The organism is Pseudoalteromonas agarivorans (assembly GCF_024518735.1).
In the GTDB taxonomy this organism is placed as follows: Bacteria; Pseudomonadota; Gammaproteobacteria; order Enterobacterales; family Alteromonadaceae; genus Pseudoalteromonas; species Pseudoalteromonas atlantica.
The window spans coordinates 446740-463780 of the sequence record NZ_JANIGJ010000002.1; the positions used below are offsets into that span (position 1 = coordinate 446740).

A 17041-nucleotide genomic window follows, 5' to 3' on the forward strand; every position below is an offset into this window, starting at 1 on the left:
CTGCAGCCTCTTTTTTAAGCGGTTTTAGGATTCATCGTGACAAGGCGTGTTTACCAAGCAGTTTTTTTGATTAGTATAGTGGTGTTTACCCTCTTATTTGCCAAAGAAATAAAAGGCGGCGTTACGAACTTATTTCCACATGTTGATAAAGTTGCCCACTTTGGGATATTTTTTATACTTGCCATCATTATGGATAAAGCCTTTAAGCTACCGCTGTACACGCAAGTACTCTTGCTTGCGGGCTACGGTGCAGCAATAGAAATAATGCAAGATGCGCTTCCCTACAGGCAGGCCTCGTTAGGTGATTTTATTGCTGATTTTGCCGGTGCGGCCACGTACTTTTTACTAAGAACCATTTTTACTCCTCGAAAAAAGAACCCTTATGGCTAATATTCTTATTATTGGCGACGGCGCTATTGGTTTATTGCTAAGCCATTTTTTATCTAAAGCTCACACTGTGCATGTGTTAACACGCAAAGCCACTGCAAATACACGCTTTTATTGCAAAGCAAAACAGCCTTCGCAAAAAATTAATGCGCGGTTTATTACGCTTAAGCAAATTAATGAACAGCCCGCGTTTGATATTGTTATTTTTGCTGTAAAGGCTTTTCAGGTGCAATCAGCCTTTACGCAAGTTAAACCCTTTTTATCGCCAAGTAGTGTACTAATTGTATCGCACAACGGAATGGGTAATGTTGAAACGCTCAATGAGCAACTCGATAAGCGACAAGCGTTGTACTTTTTAACCACCAGCATGGCTGGCTTTAAAACAAACGACTTTATAGTACAGCACACCGGTGAAGGTAAAAGCGTATTAGGTGCCTGCAACCCTTGCGCGCACAGTTATCGTCAAGCAATGTATGAGCAATTGCAAAACGTGCCGCAGCTAAGCTACTGTACTAATATTGAGCAGCTACGGTTTGAAAAACTATTAGTAAATATTGCCATTAACCCATTAAGCGCACTGTATGATATAAAAAATGGTCAGTTACGTGCCCCTTATTTTAATAGCATTATTTTTAACTTATTAACTGAGGCATGCCAAATAGCCCATGCTTTAAAGCTTGACATTAAACTGGCCGATGCGCTTAACAACGCTTACAACGTAATGATGCTAACCGCTGAAAACTACTCTTCGATGCATCAAGACGTAGCGCATAACCGACAAACCGAAATAGACGCCATTTGTGGCTATATTAGCCAACAAGGTAAGCGATTAAATATCAGCACCCCGCTAAACGATGCCCTACTTGCTAAAATTAAGGCAAAAAAAAGCGTGGTATAAACCACGCTCTAAATTACGGTTAACCTTTACGGGCGATAAACTTTTACACCCGTAAAGCCTGCTTCATGAAGAATAAGCGCCTGTAACTGGCTCATAACCCCTCTTTCACAATACAGGTAGTAATCCTTATCTTTTGGCAGATCACCAAATTTAGTCGCTAAGCGGAAAAACGGTAAATGCACTACATCTATACCGTCAATCTCAAGCGGCGCTGCATCCTCTTCCTCTGGTGAGCGAATATCAACAACCACTGCACCCGCTGGTAAATCAACTACCGACTCAGCTTCTTTAAGTTCTTGCTTAGCTTCTACGTCTATATCACGCACATCCATAATGCGAGCGTTTTCAACAACAGTATTAAGCACATCAAAGTCGAACTTTTCTTCTTCGGCTTTAATAACGTCAAGTTTAGCTTTAACTGTTGGCTTTTTAGATATTACGCCGCAGTATTCAGGCATGGTTTCGGCCATTTCTGCGGTGCCAATTTTACGTGCAATATTAATAATTTCTTGTTTGTCGTGCTGAATAAGTGGGCGCAAAATCAGGGTTTCTGTTACGCGGTCAATTACACTTAAATTAGCTAAAGTTTGACTAGAAACCTGACCTATACTCTCACCTGTTACCAAGGCTTGAATATTTAATTTTTCGGCTACTTGGCTGCCAGCACGCATCATCATACGTTTTAGCACAACACCCATTTGGCTGTTTTCAACGTTCTCTAAAATTTCGGCTACAACCGGTTCAAAATCAACCGTGATAAATTTAACTTTATGAGTAGAGCTAAATTTTTTCCATAAGTAGTAGCTGGCTTGTTTAACACCAATTTCGTGTGCTGCGCCACCTAAATTAAAGAATAAAAAGTGCGTGCGAGCGCCCTTACGGATCATCTGATAACTTGCTACACCAGAGTCAAAGCCGCCTGACATTAACGAAAGCACGTCTTCTTGTGTTGGCAGTGGAAAGCCTGCCATACCTAGGTGAGTTTGCGTAACTATGTAGGCTTTATCGTCTTTTACTTCTAAGCGAATAGTTACTTCTGGGCGGCTTAACTTAACGCGAGCGCCTTCAACGTGCTGGTTTAAACCACCACCCACGTAACGCTCTAAATCGGTAGAAGTAAAGTCGTGTTGACCAATACGCTTTGCGCGTACACAAAACGTTTTACCAACAATAGTGTGCCCTACTAGGTCTATGGTTTTTTTATAGATATCGTCAAGCGTTGTGAAGTCAGTTTCGGTCACTTCAATAAATTGCACAATACCAGGAATGCGCTGCAAGCTATCGATAAAGTCTAGGCGTGTTTGTGCATCATCAAGCTTAGTTACAACAGAAATATTATCCCAGTTGTTTCTTACTTGTACTTTTTCGTCAACACGGCGCAATACAATTTTAATGTTATTTTCTAACACTTTAGTAAAGCGTTTACGTACCGAACGGCTTTTAATGGCAATTTCAGGATGTAGTTTGACGATAAATTTAAGCATAGTTCACTCTTAGACTGCGGGAATTCGCGCTCCCAGGCATTGGGCGCGCGATTATAGCAAAAATTTTTGCGTCTAGGAACTAACCAACTAACAGCAGTTAGGCAAGCGCTGGCGCTTGCTCTGCAAGTTGGGTGTATTTTTCACGTAACTGATTCATTTTAAGAATGCTTTTTTCGGTGCTGTAAGCCCTAAATAATGCTAATACTTTTAAAATGCCATGATAAATATCTTGCTCAGCTAAATTACCACTGAGCCTACGCGCTTTAATATACGGAGTCCAAAAACTAACGGTTAGCTTAAGAGTATGGGCAAGTTCAAGCGCATCTTGCTCTTCTATGGCAATCATTTCGTTATCGCGCAGGCCTAAAATAACTTGGCGAACCTGCTCTAATAAAGTTGACTGAAAACCAATGTAGGCTTGCTTTAAACTTTCATCCCTTGAGAGGATGTCGCCTAAGTTGTCGTAAAAAAAATGATAGCGCCACATTAGCTCAAATAATGAATCTAAATAAGCAGTTAAATGATCAAACGCATCATCGTTTGCTTCAATGGGTTTAAAATGAGTATGTAAATGCTCGCTGTAAAGCGCAAAAATATGTCGGATAATGTCTTCTTTATTTTTAAAATGATAGTAAAGATTACCCGGGCTCATCCCTAAATGTGATGCAATATGATTGGTTGATATTGCACGCTCACCATGTTCATTAAATAACGAAATACTGGTGTGTATTATTTTATCCTTAGTATTCATATGCGACGACTCAAATTAACTTATAAACTACATTACACTAAATATCAGCCTTGCAGTATAAACAAATCAGGCTGGTTTAAATACCATCATAATTTACTATTTTAAAAACGAGGTCTGATTATGCTCCACGCAGGCATTTGTATTAATGTGGTGCTGTTAACTAAAGTAAAGCCTAAGCAGCGTAATTACACTTTAAAAAATAGTAACGCATTTAAAGCACTTTCACTGATTAAATATCAAACATAAAAGCTCAACCTGATCTCCTAGGCTGATTTGTAGAACAAACACTGATAGACTACTTAAAAAATAATAGTTAGTGAAATCTATGAACGTTACGGCAATCTATCCTGGTACATTCGACCCGTTAACCAACGGCCACACCGACCTAATTCAGCGCGCAGCTAAAATGTTTAGCACAGTTATTGTTGCTATTGCTCATAACCCTTCTAAAAAGCCGTGCTTTAGTCTTGATGAGCGAGTTGATTTAGCCAACACTATTTTAGGGCATTTAAGTAATGTAAAAGTGATTGGCTTTTCAGGCTTACTAGCCGATTTAGCTTTTGATCATAAAGCTGATGTGCTTATTCGCGGTATTAGAGCGGTATCTGATTTTGATTACGAATTTCAGCTCGCAAATATGAACCGCCGCCTAAATCCAGATTTAGAAAGCGTATTTTTAACACCTTCTGAGCGCAATTCGTTTATATCATCAACCTTGGTAAAAGAAGTTGCCCGCCATAATGGCGATGTGAGCGAATTTGTAAGCCCACTTGTAGTGGATGCTTTAAAACAAAAGTTAGGCTGCGACGCAAGCTAATTAAACACAATTAGCGCACTTTGGTGCGCTAATATACCTAACTACTTTTTAGCCATAGCTTGTAATTCATTGCGGTTAAATAAAGCGCGTTTAAGCTTTGCCAAGCCTAAAATATCTTTGTTTATAATTAGTACAATTGCCATTGTGAAATCGCTAAAATACATCCCAAAAATATATACCGCCCAAAACCACCAATAGTAAAGTGTACCTTGTATAACAATGTCGTAATGCATACCTAAAAATAAACAGGCATTAAAGCTCAGCCCTACAATTAAATAATAAAAGGGCGTAGGTATAGTTTGTTTGGTGAAATTACGCCACAGAAGTAAAACCAAGATAGTTACAGCATCATAATAAATGAAAGTTGTGCCCTGCTCTTATCTGACTTATTAATACTTGCCGATAAGTTATACAAAAAGGCAAGAATAAAAAACCACGTAAACAAAATACCTACGTTGTACCCTAAATCGACCAGTCCCCAAAGAATATCAGCCACTTTGCTTCAATCTCATAACACCGCTCACCCACTTATCAGTAGCATGCACTAACATTAAAAAATCCTTTTTAACGAAAAAAATACTAACCATGATGATATCCATAATATTAATCACAACCGTATAAAAAGACCAAAACCACCACGGTTCGTAATTACCACGTACAAACACATCTATGTGCATAGCTAAAAATAATAACGAATTAATGCTCAAGCCAAATAATAAGTAAGTAGATATGCGCTTTTCAGGTAAGTAATACCGCAGAAAAAAAATAAAAAACAAAGTGACTACGTCATAGCAAAATAACTCTATGTAGGTAATATCATAAATATCAATAAAGAAACTAAAGCAATAAGATATGGCCATAACTAAAGATAGCCATACAGCCTGTTTTATTGGATTGTTAATGCTAGTTGTTAGTGAATATAAAAAGGCCATTAAAAATCCCCACTGCACCAACACACCGATATAAACTGACACTTCAGGAGGGATTAGGACATTATTCACTATTGCGGTTTCTTAGCAAAGAACGAGTAAATAAGGTTTTTTAAATAAATAATTTTTAAAAAATCTCTATTGATAAACAACACTAAAATCATGCTTAAATCTAATACCAGTACTACCGTTACATAAAAATCATAAAACCACCAGTGGGTGTAATTCTGTAAAATATGACGGTCTAAGTACATACCCAGAGCTAAACACATATTTATACTCAGCCCAAACATAAGGTAGTTAAAGGCAATTGTTTTTTCTTTAATATATAAGTTCTGCACAAGTGCCAATATAACTAGGGTTATAGCATCTAATAAAGCAATATCAAAATAAGTAACTGTTTGAAAATTAAAGAACATTCCTGGAAAATATGAAACAGCCATTATAAGCGAAAGAATAACTAATGCTTTAAAGCGTGAGTTAATAGATGAAACTAAAGAGTATAGAAATGCCATGAGAAATCCCCATTGCATAATAATACTTAAAGTATGTGCAAAGCTTATATCTGAGATAAAAGAAATAAACCCCATCTTAAAAGCAAGCTCGGAGAATAAAGATCTCGAAATTCATTAAAACAACCATTTACTAAACAACCTGACTTAACACTAAACTTTTTAACAATTATTGTTAATTACAAAGTTCTATTAAAAAACCAACTTTTAAACCTAACAAGACCTAAAAAATCTCGGTTAATAAAGCACACTATGATCATACAAATATTTACACTTCCTACCACAACCGTAAATACTGACCAAAACCACCAATATTCATAATATTTTGAAAAAGTCATATCTAGGTGCATTAAAAAACTAAAAATAATATTAGTGCATAATCCTGTAGTGACATAATAATACGCTACTGGGTATGATTTAAATTTGAAGCGCTTTAAAAAGAGTAGAGCAAGTAATGTACATGCATCTAATAAAATAAAATCTAAATAAGTAGTTTGCCCATAATCAGTGAACAAACTTCCCGAATAGCAAATGCACATAACAAGTGAGATATATACAAGCTCTTTATCTGGCTTGTTAATCGAGTTTGCTAATGCATGCAAAAATGCAAACAAAAAACCCCATTGTACAATTGCTCCAAGATAAATTGCGTAATTATAACTTACTGTCATTTTCCCCTCTATTTAAAATAACGGGTTGAGAGGGATTTACCATTCGGTGGTTAACCACTAATGAAAGCATCATTAATACATCGATAAGGTTCACACCGATGGAGTAGGCACTCCAGTACCACCATGGCTCAAAGTTATATAGAACATATAAGTCATAATACAAAAGCAACGTAAGTACGGCATTAGCAGTTAAAGCCAAAACGAGGAACAGGAAAGCTTTGGTACGTTTAAAAACATTGAAGTACTGCAAAGAGAGCAGCGCTACAATTGTAATAAAATCGTAGAACGCCCAATTAAGATATAGGTTATCTAACAATCTTATATAGCCGCCAAAAATATATGAGCAGAGCATTAGCGCAGATAGGTAAACTGGTGACTTATTTTCTTTGTTTATGCTGGAGACCAAACAAAATAGGAAGGCCATTAAAAAGCCCCATTGGGAGAAAGCCGCTACATAATCCATTAGGGCTTCAGATAAGTACATTTAAGCTAGGTCGTGGGCTGTGTTTTTCTCGATTTAAACAATCGAGTTAATTTTCTTTTTATACCGTGTAGACCTAAAAAGTCCCTATCAACAATAAGAGCTATAACCATTAGCATATCTATAATATTTACTGCAAACTGATAAAGACTCCAAAACCACCAAGGTTCTAGATTTTTATTAATATAAACATCTAAATACATCAAAAAGAAAAATATAGAATTTATAGATAGACCTAAGAGTAAGTATAAAAAAGAAGGTGTAGTCTTTTTAATAATTAATGAAGCGATGATTAAGCATAAGATCGTAGATAGATCGTATACAGCCCAATCGAAATAAGTAGTGTCGTAATATGAGAACCAAGTAAAAATATAATCCGAAGCAGTATACGAAACCATCATAATGAAAGAGCTGAGCAGTAGTGTAGTATTCCTTTTAATATCTAAGGTATATATAAAGATATTGAAGAAGAACGCCATCAAAAAAGCCCACATTGAAAAGGCTGACAACGAAAACAGACCAAAAAACTCAGCTAAAAACATTCAAGACCTTGTAATTACTTAGGGCGAGTACCTGAACCACCTGACAGTATTGCAGCACCATTACGTTGGATATCTGCACTCGCAGCACTCATCGCCTCGTGAGAGAAACTTACTGTATCAGATTGTAGGGTTTTAGGGCTAGCAATTTGTTCCGCTGCAGGCTGTAATTGTTGTGTTTTATTGTATGCTTGCATTTGTAATTGGCTATTAGCTGAAACTTGCATGTGATTGATCCTTGTATAAGTTTTAATATTATTTGGCGCAACTTTTAATCACACCATCATGTAGGTAATTGCATTACCTGTTTTAAGCAGTGATAGCTATTTTGCTATCTGACTTATACAAAGCAACCAGCGTGCCAAGATTTTTTGACATACCCATAATATATGCTAACAAGGTATTTTATTCACACTAAGCCTTAAGTTAACCCTTGCAACTAAAGTGAAAACTCGCACCCCAAACTCATCTGACCAGCTTATTATACACATAAAAAAACGTACAGGGGTAACCGTACGTTTTTTATATCCAGGGAATTTAAGCCACGTATTTACACGGGATCTCCGCACGTGTACTTGGCTTTAAAATATATTCCATTGCTACTTCGTCACAGTTTTCTTTACGAAGGCAAAGTTCGCAATCTTTCATTACCTTCTCTGGTAACGATTCTTTACTACAAAAAGTAAAACGTTGCTGTTCAAAAAAGTCTGGCACACGGGTTAATACAATAACGCGATTAAGCGCCAATTTTTTGGCTTTTGCTAATAAGTGCTCTACAAGCTGCCTACCCTGCCCAGTTACCGCGCTTTGTGGATCAATGCCTAAAGAGCGTATTTCAGCAAGCCCCGTATCGTAAATGTATAACGATGCACATCCCGACACTTTGCCGTCTATTTCCGTTACTGCAAATTCGTTAATTGAATGCACCATGTCGCTTTTAGCACGCGGCAAGTTTTCACCTACCGTAGCCCAGTGCTGTATCAGCCTAGCAATATCTTCAACATCATCTAAATTTGCATCACGAACCGTTATTTGCTGTTTTTTTTTGGCTTCTTTAACCGCTTTAGTAACTTGTTCAATAGATGTACCGCCAAGCGCTTGACGTGCTTTAATACAGGCATCTATTTCAAGTACTGGGTAAACGTCATCTTCAAATACGTCATTAACTGACTTGTACTGCTCAAGCGAAAGCTCCTCTAGGGTTTTACCTTCGCTTATAGCAAGCTGCACAAGTACACCCACAATGTGGTGGCCTTCTCTAAATGGCACACCTTTAGCTACTAAGTAGTCTGCAAGCTCTGTCGCATTAGCATGGCCGCCTTTTGCCGCTGCAAGCGTTTTATCGCCGTTTACTTTTACGCCTTTAATACACGCTTGCGCCATGTGAATACAGGCAAGCCAAGTTGGCATAGCGTCAAAAAGACCTTCTTTGTCTTCTTGCATATCTTTGTTGTACGCAAGAGGGAGTGCTTTTAAGGTCATCATCATGGCACTAAACGCGCCAAATACACGGCCCGTTTTACCACGAATAAGCTCTAGTGCATCAGGGTTCTTTTTCTGCGGCATTAACGATGAGCCAGAGGTAACATTATCAGCAAGCTCTATAAACCCGGCTTCACCAGAATTATAAAATATTAAATCTTCAGCCATACGTGATAAGTGAATCATCGAAATAGAGGCACAGCTTAAAAGCTCTACTACAAAATCACGGTCAGATACGCCATCAAGGCTGTTTTTAGTTGCGCCAGTAAAGCCTAGGCCTTGCGCCAAAGCTTGGCGATCAATTGGGTAGGCAGTACCTGCTAGTGCGCCACTGCCTAGAGGGCAAAAATTAAAACGCGCTTTGGCATCTTGCAAGCGGCTTTCATCACGCTCTAGCATTTCTACATAAGCCATACACCAATGGCTAAATAGTACAGGTTGAGCACGTTGTAAATGAGTGTAGCCTGGCAATATAGTGCCCAGCTCGCGCTCAGCTAACGCTACAAACTCAGCTTTTAGTGCAGCAATTGCACCGAGCAAATGATCGGCAGTATCTCGGCACCATAATCTAAAGTCAGTGGCTACTTGGTCATTACGGCTTCGGCCTGTGTGTAGCTTTTTAGCTAAATCACCTACTTTTTCGATTAGTGCAGCTTCTACGTGCGAGTGAATGTCTTCTGCACCTGAGGTTGCCACTGCTTGTGGATCTGCTTTTACTTCTTCAAGTAGTTCATTTAGTGCTGCAACCAACTTAGTGTGCTCATCGCTTGTAAGTACATTTACTTGCTCAAGCGCACCTGCCCATGCCACAGAGCCAATAATATCTTGCTCTGCTAACTGATAATCGAACGGAAGTGAGTCGTTAAATTGTTTAAACGCCTCATCTGGACCCGTAGAAAAACGTCCGCCCCATAATGCCATGAAATCTCTCCAAACCCTGTAATGCCCCTTATACAAGGGGCTATAAATAATTTACTTTTTAGCCATTGCTGAAATTCTGCTCGAAAGCGAGAATAAACGAATAAAGCCTTCAGCATGTGACTGGTCATATACGTCGTCTTCACCAAATGTAGCAAAGTCTTCGCTGTATAAGCTATTAGGTGATTTTTTCTGAACGGCTGTCACTTGGCCTTTGTAAAGCTTAAGTACAACTTCACCTGTAGCAAGTGTAGAAAGCGCTTCTGCACCGGCTAAAATAGAATCTTTAAGAGGTGTAAACCAACGACCGTCATAGACTAAATGCGAAAATTCACCGCCCAGTACTTCTTTCCACTTACGGCTTGATTTATCAAGTACTAGCTCGTCAATGGCTTGCAGTGCCGCCATAATAACGGTGCCACCAGGTGTTTCGTAACAGCCGCGCGATTTCATGCCTACTAAACGATTTTCTACAATATCTACACGGCCAACACCATGTGGCGCAGCAATGTCGTTTAATTTAACTAAACAGTCATAAGGTTTAAGCTGTTCGCCATTTACGGCAACTACTTCACCCTCAATAACCGTAAGCGTTACATGCTCAGCTTTATCGGGTGCTTGCTCAGGAGAGTTAGTCCAGGTCCAAACTTGGTCGCTAGGCTCACACCATGGGTCTTCAAGCTCGCCACCTTCGTGCGAAATATGCCATGCGTTAGCATCACGGCTGTAAATTTTTGTTGCTGAAGCAGAACACGGAATATCACGCTCAGCCAAGTAATCTAATAATGATTCACGGCTTGATAAATCCCACTCACGCCATGGTGCAATTACTTTTAAATCGGGTGCAAGTGCTGCAAAACATGATTCAAAACGTACTTGGTCATTACCTTTACCAGTACAACCATGCGAAAGTGCATCGGCACCTACTTTACGTGCAATTTCAACTTGCGCTTTAGCAATAATAGGACGCGCCATAGACGTACCTAATAAATAAGTACCTTCGTAAATAGAACCCGTTTTAAGCGTTGGGTAAATGTATTCACTTACCATTTCATCTTTTAAGTCAACTACGTAACACTCAGATGCGCCTGATGCGATTGCTTTTTCTTCAACGCCTTCAAGCTCTTCAGCGCCTTGGCCTACATCGGCAACAAAGGCAATTACTTCACAACCGTAGTTTTCTTTTAACCATGGCACGATAGCTGAAGTATCAAGACCACCTGAATAGGCTAAAACGACTTTTTTAATTGAACTCATAGGTGTTCCTTAACAAAATTTGGATTTAGTAATGTAACTAGCAGAGCATTTTGCGCATGCATGCGATTTTCTGCTTGTTGAATAATTTTTGATGCTGGGCCGTCCATTACCTCAGAGGTAATTTCAAACTCACGGTGTGCCGGTTGGCAATGTAATACCGTAGTCGCACCTGTTTGTTCTAGCAATGCTTGGTTTAGCTGATATGGCATGTATTTTTCTTTAACTTGCTCAAGAGGCGTATCATCGCCCATAGACACCCACGTATCTGCATATACAACATTAGCGCCTACAGCGGCTTCTACACGGTCGCTTACCATTACTGATGCGCCGTTCATTGCAGCAATTTGCTCAGCCTTTTTTAGAATTTGCGAATCAGGCGAGCTGCCTTTTGGTGTAACAGCAACAAAATCAGTACCTAGCGTTGCCGCTAATAGCATAAGTGAATGAGTAACGTTGTTACCTTCACCTAAGTAAGCCACTTTTAGCTCGCTTACATCGCCGTGTACTTCTTGTAGCGTTAAAAAATCAGCCAATGCCTGGCACGGGTGATATAAATCACACAAGCTATTCACTACAGGTACACTAGAGTATTCACCTAAGGTGGTTAACGTGCTGTGCTGGTTTACGCGCGCTACAATTCCATCAGCCCACGTAGAAATATTAAGTGCAAAGTCTTTTACAGATTCACGTGCTCCCATAGCGCCGTTTTGCTGATCTAAATACACAGCGTGGCCGCCTAAACGGTTAATACCAATATCAAACGATAAACGCGTACGTAAACTTTGCTTTTCAAATAAGGTAACAATTGACTTACCCGCTAATACTTGGCTGTATTTTTCTGGCTTTGCTTTTAAATCACGCGCTAGTTTTAGTAAATTTAGTGCGCCTTGTTGGTCTAATTCTAGACCCGTTAAAAAATTCTCTAACATGATAACCCTATGGTGTAATTTTTGTTCCGACATGCTCGCCCTGTAGCAAAGCAGTTAAATTGTCTGGCTTTTGCCAGCTGGAAATATACACACCGCGTCGTAAATGTTGGGCAGCGTGCAGGCTGGTCTTAACTTTGACCTCCATTCCGCCCAAAATTACCCCTTCATCAATTAAAGTATCAATGTGTTTTGTGTCAAGTTGATGTAACGGCTGCTTGTTTGCATCAAGTACCGCTTCTACATCTGTCATAAAAATAAGTTCTGCATTTAAGTTGCTAGCAATCGCTGCGGCAGCTTCATCAGCATTAACGTTGTACCAGTTACCTTGCTCATCAAACCCAATAGAGCTCACGATAGGTAACCGACCAAGTTTAAGTAAATCGTTAACAATTGAATCATCATTACTTTCGCACTTACCTACTTGCCCAAGCGCTTTTAGCTTTTGAGACGCCATAACTCCGGCTTCATACAAACAAAGGCCAACAGGTTTATGGCCTGCATTAATAGCTTGGCTTACCAACTGCTTATTTGCACAGCCAGCCAACGCCCCCACTATGTAAGGCATTTGCTCACTTGGGCTAATACGCAGTCCTTGGTGCTTTGCACTAGCAAAGCCTGCTTGTTTTAGCCAAGTGTCAACTAACGAGCCACCACCATGAACAATAACAAACTGATTATTTTGATCAGCGCTTAATACATCAAACAAAGCTTTTGCCGCGTTTTCAGTATTAAGTACAGCACCACCTAATTTAATTACCCACGTTTTAGTGCTCATTAAAAGGCTCCTTTTAAGCCAGTGGTGTGATCTAAATTCATCGATAAGTTAATACATTGCAAGGCTTGGCCCGCAGCGCCTTTTAATAGATTATCTATCGCTGCCATAACAATCAGTTGAGAGCCTTGCTGCTGCCAACCAATATCAACATAGGGTTGTTTTACCACGCTTTTAATAGATGGCACTTTATCAGCTAACAAACGAATCAACGGCTCGTTTTTAAGTACTTGATAAGCATCAGATACGTTTTCCTTGGTAACGCCTGGCTTAAGCTGTACATAAATAGTTTCTAAAATTCCACGCGGAAAGTTACCTAAGTGCGGTGTAAATAACACCTTGTGGCCAAGGTGTTGTTCAATTTCAGGCCCATGACGATGGTTAAATAAACCATATGGGGCAAGCGATACTTCACAAAAGTGAGTACCTACGCTGGCTTTACGCCCTGCGCCAGTAACACCTGAAACAGCATTAATAATCACTTTTTCATCACTCAACAAGCCTGCCTGTTGCAACGGCTTTAACGCATTAAGCGCAGCGGTTGGGTAACAGCCGGCTACTGCCACAAGATTTGCATTGGCAATTGCACTGCTATTCCATTCGGCTAACCCGTAGGCTGCTTCGTTTAATAACTCAGGATGTTGGTGCTCAAAACCATAGTAAGTAACATAGTCGTCGTTGTTAGCAAGGCGGTAACCACCTGATAGGTCAAATACTTTTTTACCCATTGCTAAAAACTGCGGGGCTAAATCAACACTTACTTTGTGATCAGTACATAAGCAGATGTAATCGGCACTTGAATTTATGTCATCAAATGCTGATTCGTTCAGTGGTAGTAGAGGAATATCAAGAAGGTTTCTATGCTCTGGGTATAAATCACTTAATAATTTATGTTTATCTAAACTTCCCTCAGAGACATAACAGCCCGATAACGTTAAATTAGGGTGCTTAGCAACTAAGCTTGCTAATTCTGCGCCGCTATAACCGCTTGCGCCAATAATCGCTACATTCATTTTTTACTCGTTTATAAATTTACTACTAAATAGGTGTGGTGTTCGCTTACACTAGCTTAGATGCTAGCTAATACTTTTCTCAATGAAATGTTGATTATCGTCGCATTATCTTCATGGCTATACTTAATATATTTATGCTTAAAAAGTGAATTGATATTCATCATAAATACTTTTATATTGTTATGCAATTAAATTGAATAATTATTTTGGATTTTTTTATGTCTTTGCCGTCATTTATCTCTATGTACCAACAACTCATTGCTGCCCCCTCTATTAGTGCAATAGAAGATGAACTTTGTATGAGTAATAAAGAGGTAATAGAGTTGCTAGCACGTTGGTGCGAAAGTTTAGGTTTTACTTGCGAAATTATAGAGTTAGAAGGTGGGAAAGGCCGATACAACCTACTTGCTAAGCGGGGAGAAGGCGATGGCGGCTTAATGCTTGCAGGCCATACAGACACCGTACCGTTTGACGATAGCCGCTGGAACCACGACCCGTTTAAACTCACTGAACATAACAATAACTTATATGGGTTAGGTAGTATTGATATGAAAGGCTTTTTTGCTTTTGTATTACAAGCTATTAGTGAGCTTGATATAAAACAGCAAACACAACCTATTTTAATACTCGCCACTGCCGATGAAGAAACCACCATGGCGGGAGCGCAGCAAATTTGTAAGCATCCTAATTTAAAACCTGCGCGTTGTATTATTGGTGAACCTACTGATATGACTCCTGTATTTACTCACAAAGGACATATGAGCACGGCTATAAGAGTGATTGGCCGTTCAGGTCATAGTTCCGATCCCGAACGTGGTCTTAACGCCATCGAAGTCATGCATAAAGTGATTACAAAGTTGCTGATCTTAAAAGAGCAGTTAAAGAATAAATATTCAGTTGAACATTTTGAAATACCTTACCCTACCTTAAATTTAGGTAATATTCATGGTGGCGACAACGCAAATCGAATTTGTGGCTGCTGCGAAATGCATATAGACATGCGCCCGCTCCCAGGGTTAAGCATTAAAGACTTACAAGCTTTACTTATTGATGCCACCAGCGATATAAACGCGCAATACCCAAGCGCAGTGAGCGTAATTGATTTACACGAGCCCATTCCAGCTTTTAGTGGCAGCACTGATAGCGCACTCGTTAAAATGGCAGAAAAAATTGCAGGAGAAAAAGCCGTTGCAGTAAATTATTGCACAGAAGCTCCGTTTATTCAGCAACTTGGCTGTGAAACAATAGTCATGGGGCCAGGCTCAATTAATCAAGCCCACCAACCTGATGAATTTTTAGCAATGGAGAAAATAAACCCATCGCAAAAAATTATAACTGACATTATTAGGGCAAACTGCTTTAACGCTTAAAAAGAAGACTGTATTAAAACTCACAGCAAAAATAACAAAGGCGCCCATTGGCGCCTTTGTTTTAGTTTATACCTAGGCGTTACTGCATATACTTACTTAAGTACTTTTTAAATACAGGGTCTGTTTTAGCAAGCTCTTTTTGCTCAGCTAAAATCTCTTTTAATATAACACCCGATGTGAGCGGATTAGCCAATACCACTCTAAATACCACCGTCGGCTGATTATCGTACTTTGAAGGGGTTAAGCGAGTACGCGATACAAACGAGCGCCCTGATTCACGTTGGCGTTTTTGCATACTGGCAGTAAAGCGATTGAGCGACGCGAAAATTTCTAACCGTGTTGCGGCATCTGCTTGGGCTATGGCTTGTTTAATTTGTTTAGGCACATAGCGGTATGTAAGCAAACACAGCTCAGGCTCTGAAATCAGCTCAAAGTCTTCATCGGCTTTAATTAAATCAGCAAAGTAATGTGCTTTTTTGATACTACGATCAATAAGCATTTCGTAGCCTTTGCGGCCAATAACGCGTAAGCAAGCATGTACTAACATAGCCATACCTGGGCGGCTGCCTTCGAGTGTATGGCTTCCTAAATCTTTTGAACCTTTACGTAATATGTACTCTGCATGGTGCTCTATTGCATCCGTAGCAGTTGGGTCTTTAAATAACACCAAGCCTGCGCCCATTGGCACATACATTTGTTTGTGTGCATCAATGGTAATTGAATCTGCGCGCTCAATTCCTTTTAATAATGGGCGATGCGTTTGCGATAAAAGCGTTGCCCCACCCCACGCTGCATCAACGTGAAAATGGCAGTTTATTTGCTGCGCTAAATCGGCCATATCATCAAGAGGGTCGATATTACCGGTCTCGGTTGTGCCAGCAACCCCAACAATCGCCATAACTTTTATGCCTTGCGATTCAAGCTCTAAAGCTTTTTCGCGCATGGCATTCACATCAACCTTGTTATTTTCGCAGGTTTTTACACCAATTAAATTTTCACGGCCGATGCCTAGTAAGTCAATTGATTTACCTAAAGAATAATGTCCTCGCTCCGACACTAAAACGGCCAGCCCTTTGTAGCCATAATGCAGCATACCGGCTACGAGCCCTTGAGCGGCAATACCTTTAAAGCTGCCGTCGGGTTTTAATAAGCGGTTACGCGCAATCCACAGTGCCGTTATGTTTGCAACTGTACCACCGGAACAAAAAGCACCGAGTGATGTTTTAGCACTGTGCATCCATTTAGAATAAAACGACTCATCTTGCGAGTAAGCTAAATGATGCATCATGCCAAGCACTTGGCGCTCTAGGGGCGTAAATGCTTTTGAGGTTTCTATTTTTACTAGGTTTTGATTAAGCCCTACCATCAATTTTGAAAGCGGTAGTAAAAAATGCGGAAGAGCCGATGTCATATGCCCAATAAAGCTAGGCGCAGCCGTGTGTACCGAATGGGCAACTAGCTGCTCCATAATATCTTGGGCGTAAGCAGATACAAACGTTGGGTTTTCTGGGATCACCGCAGCCTGAAAATCTTTTTCAATTTCGTGTAATGGTTTTTCAATTGCCGCTATATTTTCGTTTAAAAACCCTGCTAAATTACTCGAAATTTCAAGCTCAATTTTGCTTAAAGTTGAGTCTGGCGCTTCAGGTACAGTAAATATACGCTTAAGGCTTTCTTTAGAGGCGACGGCACAACGCTTTTGATCCATCTTTATACCTAGTGTGTGTGTAGCTAAAACACGCGTTTAACAGTTAAAAATGCCAAACTATGGCGCTATTATAAGCAGCGTGCTTCTTTTAAAAATTGCGCTAACTTTACTGCAATATAAGTA

At 39.7% G+C, this 17041-nt stretch carries 17 protein-coding genes and 1 pseudogene; 4 read left to right on the forward strand and 14 right to left on the reverse strand.

The window, feature by feature from the left end; translation table 11 throughout:
- Nucleotides 1–36: 36 nt before the first annotated feature.
- Together NQT65_RS06375 and NQT65_RS06380 are read left to right on the forward strand one after the other, a co-directional pair.
- Nucleotides 37–390, forward strand: a complete 354-nt coding sequence (locus NQT65_RS06375) for a VanZ family protein (protein ID WP_064386896.1) — start codon at nt 37–39, stop codon at nt 388–390.
- Complete coding sequence (locus tag NQT65_RS06380) at nt 383–1285, forward strand: ketopantoate reductase family protein (protein ID WP_256850740.1); 903 nt, start codon at nt 383–385, stop codon at nt 1283–1285. The genes NQT65_RS06375 and NQT65_RS06380 overlap by 8 nt, the downstream gene beginning before the upstream one ends.
- A 26-nt stretch (nt 1286–1311) precedes the next feature.
- On the opposite strand, the gene thiI is transcribed toward NQT65_RS06380, so the two are convergent.
- Both thiI and NQT65_RS06390 read right to left on the reverse strand, forming a co-directional pair.
- The gene (gene thiI / locus NQT65_RS06385; protein WP_004588521.1) at nt 1312–2769 is read right to left on the reverse strand and encodes a tRNA uracil 4-sulfurtransferase ThiI; all 1458 of its coding nucleotides are present in this window, start codon (nt 2767–2769) and stop codon (nt 1312–1314) included.
- A gap of 97 nt (nt 2770–2866) precedes the next feature.
- Nucleotides 2867–3520 (reverse strand): TetR/AcrR family transcriptional regulator, encoded by a 654-nt coding sequence (locus NQT65_RS06390; RefSeq protein WP_004588522.1) that lies wholly within the window; start codon nt 3518–3520, stop codon nt 2867–2869.
- A 325-nt stretch (nt 3521–3845) separates the two neighbouring features.
- Between NQT65_RS06390 and coaD the strand changes: the two genes are divergently transcribed.
- The gene (coaD, locus tag NQT65_RS06395; protein WP_004588523.1) at nt 3846–4337 is read left to right on the forward strand and encodes a pantetheine-phosphate adenylyltransferase; all 492 of its coding nucleotides are present in this window, start codon (nt 3846–3848) and stop codon (nt 4335–4337) included.
- A 41-nt stretch (nt 4338–4378) separates the two neighbouring features.
- Here the strand turns inward: coaD and NQT65_RS06400 are convergent.
- The 11 genes and pseudogenes from NQT65_RS06400 to argC form a co-directional block, all read right to left on the reverse strand.
- Nucleotides 4379–4833, reverse strand: a pseudogene (locus NQT65_RS06400) (hypothetical protein).
- A complete protein-coding gene (locus NQT65_RS06405; RefSeq protein ID WP_256850741.1) occupies nt 4826–5269 on the reverse strand; it encodes a hypothetical protein in 444 nt (147 codons plus the stop codon). Before NQT65_RS06405 ends, NQT65_RS06400 begins: the two are co-directional and overlap by 8 nt.
- Nucleotides 5270–5337: 68 nt before the next feature.
- Nucleotides 5338–5781 carry a hypothetical protein gene (locus tag NQT65_RS06410; RefSeq protein ID WP_084554546.1) on the reverse strand — a complete coding sequence of 148 codons (444 nt, stop codon included), beginning with the start codon at nt 5779–5781 and terminating at the stop codon, nt 5338–5340.
- Between the two features lie 176 nt (nt 5782–5957).
- Nucleotides 5958–6449 (reverse strand): hypothetical protein, encoded by a 492-nt coding sequence (locus NQT65_RS06415; RefSeq protein ID WP_138684400.1) that lies wholly within the window; start codon nt 6447–6449, stop codon nt 5958–5960.
- Nucleotides 6433–6912 carry a hypothetical protein gene (locus NQT65_RS06420; protein WP_240452947.1) on the reverse strand — a complete coding sequence of 160 codons (480 nt, stop codon included), beginning with the start codon at nt 6910–6912 and terminating at the stop codon, nt 6433–6435. The genes NQT65_RS06415 and NQT65_RS06420 overlap by 17 nt, the downstream gene beginning before the upstream one ends.
- Before the next feature lie 574 nt (nt 6913–7486).
- Complete coding sequence (locus NQT65_RS06430; protein ID WP_256850743.1) at nt 7487–7696, reverse strand: hypothetical protein; 210 nt, start codon at nt 7694–7696, stop codon at nt 7487–7489.
- 310 nt (nt 7697–8006) lie between these two features.
- Nucleotides 8007–9872, reverse strand: a complete 1866-nt coding sequence (gene argH / locus NQT65_RS06435) for an argininosuccinate lyase (RefSeq protein WP_004588531.1) — start codon at nt 9870–9872, stop codon at nt 8007–8009.
- A gap of 51 nt (nt 9873–9923) precedes the next feature.
- Nucleotides 9924–11126 (reverse strand): argininosuccinate synthase, encoded by a 1203-nt coding sequence (locus tag NQT65_RS06440; RefSeq protein ID WP_004588532.1) that lies wholly within the window; start codon nt 11124–11126, stop codon nt 9924–9926.
- Nucleotides 11123–12055 carry an ornithine carbamoyltransferase gene (locus tag NQT65_RS06445; protein ID WP_024034341.1) on the reverse strand — a complete coding sequence of 311 codons (933 nt, stop codon included), beginning with the start codon at nt 12053–12055 and terminating at the stop codon, nt 11123–11125. The genes NQT65_RS06440 and NQT65_RS06445 overlap by 4 nt, the downstream gene beginning before the upstream one ends.
- Before the next feature lie 7 nt (nt 12056–12062).
- On the reverse strand, nt 12063–12830 hold the full coding sequence (argB, locus tag NQT65_RS06450; protein WP_024034342.1) for an acetylglutamate kinase: 768 nt from the start codon (nt 12828–12830) through the stop codon (nt 12063–12065).
- Nucleotides 12830–13840: an N-acetyl-gamma-glutamyl-phosphate reductase gene (argC, locus tag NQT65_RS06455; protein WP_256850744.1), complete on the reverse strand. Its 1011-nt coding sequence runs from the start codon at nt 13838–13840 to the stop codon at nt 12830–12832. Before argC ends, argB begins: the two co-directional genes overlap by 1 nt.
- Before the next feature lie 218 nt (nt 13841–14058).
- Here argC and argE point away from each other — a divergent pair, with 218 nt between their 5' ends.
- Nucleotides 14059–15210 carry an acetylornithine deacetylase gene (gene argE, locus NQT65_RS06460; RefSeq protein ID WP_256850745.1) on the forward strand — a complete coding sequence of 384 codons (1152 nt, stop codon included), beginning with the start codon at nt 14059–14061 and terminating at the stop codon, nt 15208–15210.
- A gap of 79 nt (nt 15211–15289) precedes the next feature.
- Here the strand turns inward: argE and panP are convergent, their stop codons facing one another.
- Nucleotides 15290–16918, reverse strand: a complete 1629-nt coding sequence (gene panP / locus NQT65_RS06465) for a pyridoxal-dependent aspartate 1-decarboxylase PanP (RefSeq protein ID WP_004588537.1) — start codon at nt 16916–16918, stop codon at nt 15290–15292.
- Nucleotides 16919–17041: the final 123 nt, after the last annotated feature.